The 11,080-nt window shown below is 63.8% G+C and carries 13 protein-coding genes; 2 read left to right on the top strand and 11 right to left on the bottom strand.

Annotation, left to right across the window (positions count from 1 at the left end):
• The 6 genes from EOA79_RS02885 to EOA79_RS02860 form a co-directional block, all read right to left on the bottom strand.
• Positions 1–1,352 (bottom strand): amidase (locus tag EOA79_RS02885; protein ID WP_164893813.1); only part of this gene is annotated, 1,352 nt, incomplete at its 3' end.
• 5 nt (positions 1,353–1,357) lie between these two features.
• Positions 1,358–2,260 carry a ribokinase gene (locus EOA79_RS02880; protein WP_095823499.1) on the bottom strand — a complete coding sequence of 301 codons (903 nt, stop codon included), beginning with the start codon at positions 2,258–2,260 and terminating at the stop codon, positions 1,358–1,360.
• A 149-nt stretch (positions 2,261–2,409) separates the two neighbouring features.
• Complete coding sequence (locus tag EOA79_RS02875; RefSeq protein WP_348627462.1) at positions 2,410–2,766, bottom strand: hypothetical protein; 357 nt, start codon at positions 2,764–2,766, stop codon at positions 2,410–2,412.
• Positions 2,767–2,890: 124 nt separating this feature from the next.
• Positions 2,891–3,295: a hypothetical protein gene (locus EOA79_RS02870; protein WP_245322274.1), complete on the bottom strand. Its 405-nt coding sequence runs from the start codon at positions 3,293–3,295 to the stop codon at positions 2,891–2,893.
• Positions 3,296–3,558: 263 nt separating this feature from the next.
• Positions 3,559–4,464, bottom strand: a complete 906-nt coding sequence (locus EOA79_RS02865; protein WP_164746661.1) for a methylated-DNA--[protein]-cysteine S-methyltransferase — start codon at positions 4,462–4,464, stop codon at positions 3,559–3,561.
• A 213-nt stretch (positions 4,465–4,677) separates the two neighbouring features.
• On the bottom strand, positions 4,678–5,172 hold the full coding sequence (locus tag EOA79_RS02860) for a DUF2244 domain-containing protein (RefSeq protein WP_095800560.1): 495 nt from the start codon (positions 5,170–5,172) through the stop codon (positions 4,678–4,680).
• 22 nt (positions 5,173–5,194) lie between these two features.
• On the opposite strand from EOA79_RS02860, the gene nth reads away from it, so the two are divergent.
• Positions 5,195–6,010: an endonuclease III gene (gene nth, locus EOA79_RS02855; protein ID WP_127335445.1), complete on the top strand. Its 816-nt coding sequence runs from the start codon at positions 5,195–5,197 to the stop codon at positions 6,008–6,010.
• Positions 6,011–6,092: 82 nt separating this feature from the next.
• Here nth and EOA79_RS02850 read toward each other — a convergent pair whose 3' ends face one another.
• The 4 genes from EOA79_RS02850 to EOA79_RS02835 form a co-directional block, all read right to left on the bottom strand.
• Positions 6,093–7,601 carry a tripartite tricarboxylate transporter permease gene (locus tag EOA79_RS02850; protein WP_095823497.1) on the bottom strand — a complete coding sequence of 503 codons (1,509 nt, stop codon included), beginning with the start codon at positions 7,599–7,601 and terminating at the stop codon, positions 6,093–6,095.
• A gap of 10 nt (positions 7,602–7,611) precedes the next feature.
• Complete coding sequence (locus tag EOA79_RS02845; RefSeq protein WP_067318859.1) at positions 7,612–8,073, bottom strand: tripartite tricarboxylate transporter TctB family protein; 462 nt, start codon at positions 8,071–8,073, stop codon at positions 7,612–7,614.
• Between the two features lie 95 nt (positions 8,074–8,168).
• Positions 8,169–9,146, bottom strand: a complete 978-nt coding sequence (locus EOA79_RS02840) for a tripartite tricarboxylate transporter substrate-binding protein (RefSeq protein WP_095823496.1) — start codon at positions 9,144–9,146, stop codon at positions 8,169–8,171.
• Positions 9,147–9,406: 260 nt separating this feature from the next.
• Positions 9,407–9,862, bottom strand: a complete 456-nt coding sequence (locus EOA79_RS02835; protein ID WP_095823495.1) for a DUF2214 family protein — start codon at positions 9,860–9,862, stop codon at positions 9,407–9,409.
• 214 nt (positions 9,863–10,076) lie between these two features.
• Between EOA79_RS02835 and EOA79_RS02830 the strand changes: the two genes are divergently transcribed.
• Positions 10,077–10,631, top strand: coding sequence for a GNAT family N-acetyltransferase (locus tag EOA79_RS02830; RefSeq protein WP_095823494.1), 555 nt, complete (start codon positions 10,077–10,079; stop codon positions 10,629–10,631).
• A 48-nt stretch (positions 10,632–10,679) separates the two neighbouring features.
• Here EOA79_RS02830 and EOA79_RS02825 read toward each other — a convergent pair whose 3' ends face one another.
• Positions 10,680–11,078: a DUF1801 domain-containing protein gene (locus EOA79_RS02825; RefSeq protein ID WP_067318850.1), complete on the bottom strand. Its 399-nt coding sequence runs from the start codon at positions 11,076–11,078 to the stop codon at positions 10,680–10,682.
• Between the last annotated feature and the right edge of the window lie 2 nt (positions 11,079–11,080).

The following is an 11,080-nucleotide window of genomic DNA, read 5'->3' as shown; positions in this document are numbered from 1 at the left end:
AGCGGCCGGCCCTTGCCGTCGAAGCCGACCGGCACATTGAGCGCCGGACAACCGCCGAGCGTGGCAAAGGCGGAGACCTGCATCCAGCGGTGATAGCTGTCCATCGGCCGCCCGGCGATCTCGCGCGGCCAATGCGTCGAGACCTCGAAGGGGAAGACCTGGGCGGTCGGCAGCACGATAAGGTCGAAGCGCTCGAACAGCGACAGCAGCGTGCGGTGCCATGAGGTGCGCCGGACCGAGGCGGCATGGATCTGGGGCGCGGTAAGGCGCATCGCCTGCTCAACTTCCCAAACGGCCTCCGGCTTCAGCAGCCTGCGCTTTTCCGGATCGTCATAATGCGCCTTCAGTCCGCAGCCGCTGCTCGCCTGGCGCAACGTCACAAAGGCCTGCCAGAGCGCTTCGAAGTCGGCATCCGGCACCAGCGTTTCGCTGTGGAACGCGGCGTCCGCGAAGCGGGCGAGGGCAGTCTCGCACAGGTCGAGAATGCCTGGCTCCATCGGCAGATGGCCGCCGAAATCGCCGAGCCAGGCGATGCGGCCGCCGGTGGCTTTCTCCCGCAGGCCTTCGAGAAACGAGCCCTGCTTGTCATGCGACAATGGCGCCCGCGGATGATAGCCGGCCTGCTCATCGAGCAGCAGCGCGATGTCGCGCACATTCCGGCCCATCGGCCCTTCGACGCCCATCTGGGCGTGGAAGACATCGATGTCGGGGCCGGCCGGCACCAGCCCTTGCGAGGGGCGGAAGCCATAGACGTTGTTGTAGGCCGCCGGATTGCGCAGCGAGCCGCCGAAATCGCTGCCGTCGGCGACCGGCACCATGTCGAGCGCCAGCGCCACCGCAGCGCCGCCGCTCGAGCCGCCGGCGGTGAGCGTCGGATCGAAGGCATTGAGCGTCGGACCGAAGACCGGATTGTAGGTGTTGGAGCCCAGCCCGAATTCCGGAACATTGGTCTTGCCGATGATGATGGCGCCGGCCTTGCGCAGGCGCTCGACGAAGAAATCGTCCTCTTGCGGGACGAAATCGGCGAAGATCGGCGAGCCGAAGGTTGTTCTTAAGCCCTTGGTCAGGGCCAGGTCCTTGATGGCGATCGGCAGGCCGAACAGCGATCCGGCCGCGGCGCCCCGTGCCACATGGGCGTCCGCCCCGTCGGCTTCCGCCAGGATATCGGCGCGCTCGCGCAGCGACACGATGGCGTTGACCAGCGGGTTCACAGCATCGATGCGGTCGAGAAAGGCGCTGACGACCTCGCGCGCCGACAGACGGCGCTGCCTGATCGTGTCGGTAAGTTCTACGGCGGACAAGCGACAGATGTCGCTTGCCGGCGGCACGGCGTGTTTCGTCGACGGGCGCATCGCCGTCACCGCGCGGCCAAGGCCGCGTCGACATCCTTCGCCAGCGGAATCGCCGGCTGCGCACCCGGCTTCAAGCATGCGAGCGAGCCTGCCGCCGCGGCGCGCGTGAGCGCCTGTTCGAGCGAGAGGCCGGACGACAGGCCGGCGCCCAAATAGCCGCAAAAGGTGTCGCCCGCGCCGACCGTGTCGACCGGAGTTATCTTCAGTGCCGGGACGGTGATGAAATGGTCGGGAGTGGCAGCCAGCACGCCGTCGCCGCCGAGCGTCACGACGATGGCGCGGCCTGTCTTTTCGGCATAGTCGCGCATCCGCGCCTCCCGGTCGCGGCCGGTGAGCACCAGCGCCTCGCCATAGAGGTCGAACTCGGTCTCGTTGGCGACGGCGTAGTCGGCCTTGCCGAGAAAGCCGGCCGCCTCGGGGCGGAAAGGCGCGGTGTTGAGCACGCTGACGGCACCCGCCGCGCGGGTTGCATCAAGCGCCGCTTCGACCGTGGGCAGCGGGATCTCGTGCTGCAAAAGCACGACATCGCCCTTCTTCAGATACGCCTTGGCGATGTCGCCGGGCAGTACAGAATCGTTAGCGCCCGGCACGACGGCGATCACATTCTCGCCGTCGGCACCGACCAGGATGAGCGCTGTGCCGGTGGAGGCGAAGCTCTCGCCGACGCCGGAAAGATCGACACCGCTGGCCTTCAGCAGCGCCAGCGCTTCGGCGGCAAAGCTGTCCTTGCCGACGGCGCCGACCATGCGCACCTCAGCGCCTGCGCGGGCCGCGGCCAGCGCCTGGTTGGCGCCTTTGCCGCCGGGAGCGGTGGCAAAGCCGGAGCCGCGGACCGTCTCGCCGGGTTCAGGCAAACGGTCGACATTGGCGATCAGGTCGAGGTTGATCGAGCCGACGATGATGATCAAGAAAGGCCTCCTGCATGAGCGGGCGAGCCTTCGATCGAAGGCCGATGCCGCAAGTCCTTGCATTTACGCAGTTGCTTGCGCGGGAGGCTAGCCGCAAAGACCGTCTATTGCCAGATCAAGCCGGTTGTGCGCCGCACCGGCCCACAGCATCATTCGCAGCGCACCGTCACCGTGCCCTGGTAGTTGCCGGCTGGGAAGATGCCCGGCGATTTCGTGGCCGTGAGATCGACCTGGATGGTGTGAGTGCCGTTGGTCACCCGCTGCGGCGAACTGCCCGGGATGTCCGAGCCTGAGCCATCGAGGCGGAAGACGGTGGCGAAGGTGACGTCGGTGTCGCCGCCGCTCGGCGCGGACGTGAAGGCAGTCGGCGCCGGTGCCGAGACGGAATAGCAGTCGAGCAGGTTGAGGATCGTGCATAGCGTCGCATTCGCGGTGATGGTGGCGCCGGCGCTCGACCCGCCCGCCTGCCTGGAGCCGAAGATATTGATGGCGGGGTTCGATTTCATCGTTCCCGGGCGCCGATCATGATGGTGCAAGTGCCGATGATAGCCGCCGAAGCCGGGAGCGAGAAGCTTGCAAGCGCAGCCACCGCGGCGATCAGCGCGTGGCTATTTCTTTTTCTTTTTCTTGTCATTGCCGGTTTGTGCCTCTGATGCTCCAGCCTTCGTTAGCCCATCCAGTCGATGCGGCGGCGGAGGCGGTCGCGGGATCGGGAACAGCCACGCTTCCCGTCTGGCCGTCGGCGCCGAGACCCATCTTGAGCAGCTTCAATTCAAGCTGCAGGCGCTCGACCTCGAGTTCGTAGAGGCGGCCGCAATCGACGCGCTTCGGCGTCCGCCCGATCGGGACCACTACGCCGCCGTAAGTGGCGAGGTTGCTGTTCGACTGGTGGTTGCTGTTGACGCGGATGACGCCGACGTCCAGATAGGCGCCGCTGCCGGAAACGGCCGAGCGGCAGGTCGTGCCGTCGGAAGCTGAACCTCGTCCTCGGCCCTGGGGCAGGGTGACGCCGGGCAAGGTGAAGCCCGTCTGCAAGCGTCAGAACCTGCGATGCCCGACGAACTTTCCGCATATCTGTGCCCTTAGCAAATGCGGCTCAATACAGAGGTATCATCCGTTTATCGTGGTTAATTTAGTGTTAAACAAGATAACGACTGCAAACAATTCAAAATACAACCGGCGAAACCTGAGGTTGTCTCCGGTTGCATTTCCCGATATTTCGGATGTATTGTTTTCGATTATACTTACCTATATTCAGATCCACGGTTTTCGCAATGGCGCGCGGAAAAAACGAAGTTTCAGGACGCCATTTGTCCCGCCTCCCAGCCGAGGATGGCGCGCTTGCGCGTCAGTCCCCAGTGGTAGCCGGTGAGGGCGCCGGACTTGCCGAGCGCACGATGGCAAGGAACCACGAAGGACATCGGATTGGCGCCCACCGCCGCACCGACGGCCCGGCTGGCGCTCGGCGCGCCGATGCTTGCCGCAATCGAGGAATAGGTGCAGGCCCTGCCCATCGGAATTCGCAGCAGCGCCTCCCAGACGCGCAGCTGGAAATCGGTGCCGATCATCACCACGCGCAGCGGCTGGTCCGCACGCCATTTTGTCGGATCGAAGACGCGCGCGGCATAGGGCTGGGTGGCCGACATGTCCTCGACGTAAGCTGCGTTCGGCCAGCGGCCGGACATATCGGCGAAGGCGGCCCGCTCGCCGCCGGCGTCGCAGAAGGCCAGGCCGGCCAGCCCGCGATCGGTGACCATGATCAACGCAATGCCGAAGGGCGAGATATGATAGCCGTAGCGGATGGTCAGGCCGGCGCCACGGGTCTTGTAGTCGCCGGGTGACATCGCTTCGTGCGTGACGAAGAGGTCGTGCAGCCGGCCGGGGCCCGACATGCCGAGCTCGAACGAGGTTTCGAGCAGCGGCATGCCGGAATCAAGCAGCCTGCGCGCATGGTCGAGCGTCACCGCCTGCAGAAAGGCCTTGGGCGACAGGCCGGCCCAGCGCGTGAACAGTTTCTGCAGGCCCGTCGGCGTCTCGCCGACCGCCTCGGCCAGAACCTCCAGCGAGGGCTGGTCGCGATAGTCGAGGCTGATCTTCTCGATGGCGCGGCGCACGATTTCGTAGTCGCTGCCCACGGGCGTGATGTCGTTCTGCAGGATCGCTGACGGTTCCATCCGGGTATTCATGGTCATCTGGGCGTTCATGGCAATATCTCCCATGGCTATCTGCTCGGCCGCGAATATCGGTCTTCCCGCGCATTGCCACCACCCGAAACTTGCCTTCCTCCGGCCCCTACCCAGATCGAGCAGGCTTCGAGCCGAAGGGCGATGACGGCCGGCGAAAAGATAGATTTGACCGGGGTAAGGCAGACCTTGCTGATGACGCTCTACGGCGAGGCGCCGGAGCGCCGTGCCAGTTCAACGCGCCCTGGCGGTCGCCAGTGCGCGCGAAAAGGCAGCAGCAAAGCTTTCGCGGGAACCGGGATCCAGGAAAGACCCGATCGAAACGCTTTCGCCTTGCGCCTCGACGGCCATGTTGGTGATGCCGATCTCGGCATGGCGGGCGATCGAAAAGCGGGCCCAGAACGGGTTGAAGCGATGATCCTCGAAGCGGCCCGACGGCGCCGTTTTGCGGATGTCAAGCCTGGTGCGCGAGACCGATATTTCCTCACGGGCGCGGGCCGCCCGGTAATTGACGCGAAAGGCGATGTAGACGGCGACCACGTCCAGCCCCAAGAAGCCGAAGACCGGCCATGCGCCATGTGCCAGGAAGATCGCGCCGGTGATCGCCCAGCCGAACATCAGCGCGCCCATCAATATCAGAAAGCCGGTCCGACCGAGGGAGCGATGCGGCGTCAGCAGGGCCTGGAAGAATGGCTTGTCGGCTTCGAACGAGGCGTTTGTGTCGCTCATAGGGAAATATTATAGGAAGGGAATGGCGCCGCCCAAGTCCAAAAACTCCTTCCTCGTCAAAAAGCCGTCAGCCTCCGCCTCAGGCGGCAGTGCGAAAGCAAAGACGCCGTCCCGGAAGGGCGGGCTGCGCTCGCTCTACACGCCCGCCGAGGTGCATGAGATCTTCCGGCGTTTTTCCGTGCAGCGGCCCGAGCCGAAGGGCGAGCTCGACTATGTCAATCCCTTCACGCTGCTGATCGCGGTGGTGCTGTCGGCGCAGGCGACCGATGCCGGCGTCAACAAGGCAACGAAGCCGCTGTTTTCGGTCGCCGATACACCGCAGAAGATGCTGGCGCTCGGTGAGGCCAAGGTCGGCGACTACATCCGCACCATAGGCCTGTGGCGCAACAAGGCCAAGAACGTGGTCGCGCTCTCGAAGGCACTGATCGACGACTATGCCGGCAACGTGCCCGAAGATCGGGACGAGCTGGTCAAGCTTCCGGGCGTGGGACGCAAGACCGCCAATGTCGTGCTCAACGTCGCCTTCGGCCAGCACACGATGGCGGTGGACACGCATATCTTTCGCATCGGCAATCGTATTGGATTGGCGCCCGGCAAAACGCCCGAACAGGTTGAGCAGGGGCTCTTAAAAGTCATCCCCGCCGAATACATGCGGCACGGCCATCACTGGCTGATCCTGCATGGCCGCTATGTCTGCAAGGCGCGCAAGCCCGACTGCCCGGTCTGTGTCATCGCCGATATCTGCAAGTCCAAGGAAAAGACCACCGACCTGCCGGCGCCGCTGATCGAGCTCGCGCCGCTCGACGAAACTGAGGACCGAGCGATTGGTGTCAGCTAGGCAGAGTGTAGCGGATAGCGCCAGCCGACGGCGCCTGCGGCCAAAACGCCGAATTCAAAAATCGCAACGCAAATTCAATGACTTAATTTTCCTCCACAAACACCTCTTCACGCTTCTTCTTGACCGCGGGCAGGAAGACGATGACGAGCACGGCGAGCGCGATGAAGAGCAGGCTGGCGCTGATCGGTCTCGTCACGAAGGTGCTCGGGTCGCCGCGCGACAGAATCATGGCGCGACGCAAGTTTTCCTCAAGCAACGGGCCGAGCACGAAGCCGAGCAGCAGTGGCGCGGGTTCGCAGCGCAGCTTGGTCAGGAGGTAGCCGAGCAATCCAAAGAAGGCGACGGCGTAGAGGTCGTAAACATTGGTGTTGACGCTGTAGACGCCGATCGAGCAGAACGCCATGATGATCGGAAACAGCACGTAATAGGGGATCGTAAGGAGCTTCACCCAAAGCCCTATCAGCGGCAGGTTGAGGATGATCAGCATCAGGTTGCCGATCCACATTGAGGCGATGATGCCCCAAAACAGCTCCGGCTGTTCGGTCGCGACATTGGGGCCGGGCACGATGCCCTGGATGATCATCGCGCCGATCATCAGCGCCATTACCGGATTGGCCGGAATGCCAAGCGTCAGCATGGGGATGAAGGAGGTCTGCGCGCCGGCATTGTTGGCCGATTCCGGCCCGGCGACCCCTTCGATGGCGCCCTTGCCGAACTCCCCCGGGTTTTTCGATACGCGCTTTTCGACCGTGTAGGAGGCAAAGGCTGCAAGGATCGCGCCGCCTCCCGGCAGGATGCCGAGCGCCGAACCAATGATCGTTCCGCGCATGATAGGCGCGGCCATGCGCCGAAAATCCTCGCTGGTGGGCATGAGGCCGGAGACTCTTCGGATCAGCACGGAGCGCTCATGCTCGTTCTCGAGGTTGCGCAGGATCTCGGCAACGCCGAAGACGCCGACCGCTACCGCGACGAAATTCAGCCCGTCGGCATATTGCGTGATGCCGAGCGTGAAGCGCGGCGTGCCGGTATAGATGTCGGTTCCGACAATGCCGAGCAGCAGGCCGAGCACAACCATGGCTAGCGCCTTGACTATCGAGCCGTGGGCGAGCGCGACGGACGAGACGAGGCCGACGACCATCAGCGAAAAATACTCGGCCGCGCCGAATTCCAGCGCCATCGCCGTCAGCGGCGGAGCAAAGATGGCGACCAGGAAGGTCGACACCGTGCCGGCAAAGAACGAGCCTATCGCAGCGATCGCGAGTGCCGCCCCGGCGCGGCCGTTCTTTGCCATCTGGTAGCCGTCGATTGCGGTGACGGCTGACGAGGATTCGCCGGGCATATTGATGAGAATGGCGGTGGTGGAGCCGCCATATTGCGCGCCGTAATAGATGCCGGCGAGCATGATGAGAGAGGAAACCGGGTCGCCTATCTGGAACGTAATCGGCAAGAGCATGGCGATGGTTGCGGTGGCGCCGATGCCGGGCAGGACGCCGATCAGCGTGCCGAGAAGGACGCCGATCAGACAGAAACCGAGATTTGTCAGCGATGTCGCCGTCGAAAAGCCGAGCACCAAGTTGGCGAGGAGCTCCATGGTCGTCTCCTCACAATGGCAGCCACGGGCCAAAGCGTCGAAACGGCAGGCCGAGTGCGTAGCTGAAGACGAGTGAGGCAAACAGCGTCAGGCCGGCCGACAACACGAGCGCGGTCAGCGGTTTCATGCGGGCGCTGGCAAAGGATGCGATCAGCGCCGTCAGGAAGATCGACGGGATGAAGCCGAGACCGCGCACCGTCAGGCCGAAGAAGATCGGAGCGGGGAGGATGAGCAGCATGCCGCGCCACGCAATGTGGCCGATCGCCTCGCTCTCGAAGCGCACTGCCTGGACGAGGATGATAACGCCGAGCAGAAGCAGCACAATCGCCAGGACCAGCGGGAAATAGCCCGGTCCCATGCGGAAGGCGCTGCCGATTTCGAGGCCGAGCGACTGCAGCGCGAAAAATGCGCCGAAGGCGATGAACAGCGCGGCGCATATGCCGTTGGTCGTGTCGATTGCGAAGGGCTTCATCACGTTCCTCTCAGGTGCGCACCCCGGGCGCGCCGTTGCAACGCAAAACGGGGCCGAAGCAAAAACGGGGCGCCGATCGCGCCCCGTCCAAAACCTCAGTCGGCGTACTGGCCGGCGGCTTCGATGATCGGCTTCCAGCGCCCGATCTCGCTTTCTAGCTTGGCCTTCAGCGCCACCGGTGTCGCGTCGGCTTCGGGCGACGGCTTGGTGCCGAGTTCGGCGAAGCGGGCGGCGACGTTCTGATCCTTCAGCGCGACCTGCAGCGATTTCGACAGGCGTCCGGTGATCTCGGCCGGCGTACCCTTTGGTGCGTAGAGGCCGTGCCAGATGCTGACCTGCACCTCGGGAAGGCCGCCTTCCGTCGTCGTCGGGACGTCCGGCAGCACATCGAGGCGTTCCGGCGAGGTGACGGCATAGGCCTTGATCGTGCCGCCCTGGATCTGCTTGGTGGTGTTGGTCGTCTGGTCGCACATCATGTCGACCTGGCCGCCAAGAAGATCGGTCATGGCCGGGCCGGTGCCCTTGTAGGGCACGGTGACCAGCGGCGTACCGATGGCGCTCATGAACAGCATGCCGCACAAATGCGAGGCCGCACCGATCCCGGCATTGGCGACGGTGACAGTATCCTTGTTGGCCTTGGCGTACTCGACCAGTCCCTTCAGATCGGTCGGCTCAAGGTCCTTGCGGCCGACGACGGTCATTGGCACCTCGGTGACGAGGCCGACATATTCGAAGGCGCTGAGCGTGTCGTATGCGAGCTTTCTGTACAGCGTCGCGCTGGTCGCCATGCCGATGTGGTGGAGGAGCAGCGTATAACCGTCCGGGTCAGCCTTCGCGACGCGCCCCGCGCCCAGTGTGCCGCCGGCACCGCCGACATTTTCGACGATGACCTGCTGGCCGAGATCCTTCGACATGGCTTCGGCGATGAGGCGTGTGACCGTGTCGGTCGGGCCGCCGGCCGCAAACGGCACCACAACGGTGATGGTGCGTTCCGGATAGGTCTGCGCGCCCGCGGCGAACGGATAAAGCGTGACGGCCGCTGCGGCAGCCAGAGCGGCAACAAATTTTCTCATTGTGACTTCCTCCCAGAGTATGAACCTCCAGCCACCGCGCGAAATTCCTCTCGGCGACGGCTGTGGATGCAATAGCAACTAGTGCAGGCTAGCAGATTGCAATCGGACTCAAACGGCAAACCGCGATTATCTACAAATCACCCGCAAGATGGATGGAAAAGATCTGGGTCGGATGATGGATCGCGGGATGTCGACATCTGACGACGGTACGTTGGCGGATGCCGGTTGCTGCCCGATCCCTGCTCTTCCTCGGTTCTATTCTAATAACCGTAGCCGCGCGCCATCGCCGCCGCAAAGACCGGGATGAGCAGGAAGATGAAGCCCTCGGCGCGGACATAGTTCTTCACCGAGGCGAGCTCCGCCGCCGGAACCGAGAAGGATGGATTGCCGCTCGCCTGCCTGCTCCAGGAGATGAAGCGCACGGTCGGGATGATCGACAGCAGGCCGACGATGATGAAGGCCATCATCTTTGCCCAGAACACCCAGTTGAAGACGTAGAACTCCCAGCCTTTCAGGCCGAAGAACACCCGGCAGATGCCGATGATGACGATCAGCGCGGCGATGATGCCGTAGTGGCGGTCGATGCCGACAACGCGCTTGAGCGTCGTCGCCCCCAACCCGCCGCGCACCAGCACGAACTCGGCGCCAATGATGCCGGCCAGCGAGAACACCAGAAGATGATGGGCGATCGCCAGCAGAAGGTCGGTGGTGTCCATTATCTTTCCTCGTTTTCAGACGGCGCCGCGATATCGCTGAATCAGCTTCGTCCCAAGACTAGCATCGCCTGTCGAGAATCCCACACGCCGAAATGTCAGCCGGTCAATGACCGCGCTCATCTACTTGCGTCGCTGGAGGATGCCCCGGGCGATCCTGGCCCTTGTTCGAACGTGCAGGTTTGCTAAGCGCTGCCGCTCAAAGGAGAGGACTGCGATGAGCGTTGCAAGGGAAGCCGGGGTGCCGATCCTCGAGACGGCGCGGACCATCCTGCGGCCGCACCGGCTCGACGATTTCGAGACCTATGTCGCGATGTGGGCGGACCCGGGGGTCACCCGCTTCATCGGCGGCAAGCCGCGCACCCGCGAGGAAAGCTGGATGCGTTTCCTGCGCCATGCCGGGCTGTGGTCGCTGCTTGGCTATGGGTTCTGGGCGATCGAGGACAAGGCGACTGGCCGCTTCCTCGGCGAGGCCGGCTTCCATGATCTGAAGCGCGAGATCGAGCCCTCGATCGAAGGCGTGCCGGAAGCCGGCTGGGCTTTAGCTTCGGGTGCGCATGGCCAGGGGCTTGCAAGCGAAGTCGTCGGGCGCATCGTCGCCTGGGGTGACGAGGCGTTCGGGCGAGCCAGAACCGTCTGCATCATCGATCCCGAAAATGGCGCCTCGCTCAAGGTTGCAGATAAGAACGGCTATCGCGAAATCCTGCGGACCACCTATCACGACAAGCCGACGATCCTGCTGGAGCGGTGGGCCGGAGGGGCAACAGCCTAGAGGGCAATGCCGGGCTCGTCCGCCTCCGGTGCTGACGCGCTTCTCGGATCAGCGTTTGGCCTTGGACCTGTTCAGGGCCACCGCTGCTCGCACGAGAGCCTTGAACGCTTCCTGGTCGATCTCCTCGCCTTCGCGAAAATCGATGGCGCGCCTTGTGTTGCCTTCGAGGCTGGAGTTGAAGAGGCGTGAGGGGTCCGGCAGCGCGGCGCCCTTGGCGAAGGTCAGCTTGACGACGGCCTTGTAGGTCTCGCCGGTGCAGATCATTCCGGCGTCCTCCCAGACCGGCACGCCGCGCCACTTCCATTCCTCGGTGACGTCCGGATCGGCATCCTTAATCAGGGCGCGCAATCGGCCGAGCATCTCGCCCCGCCAATCGCCCAATTCCGCGATACGGCCATCGATCAGCTCGGAAGGAGACTTGCTTTCCTGCACGCCGATTTTCTCCATAT

The organism is Mesorhizobium sp. M1A.F.Ca.IN.020.03.2.1, assembly GCF_004023205.1.
Lineage (GTDB): Bacteria > Pseudomonadota > Alphaproteobacteria > Rhizobiales > Rhizobiaceae > Mesorhizobium.
The sequence above is the reverse complement of the archived record's forward strand: the minus strand, read 5'-3'. Positions and strand labels throughout refer to the sequence as shown.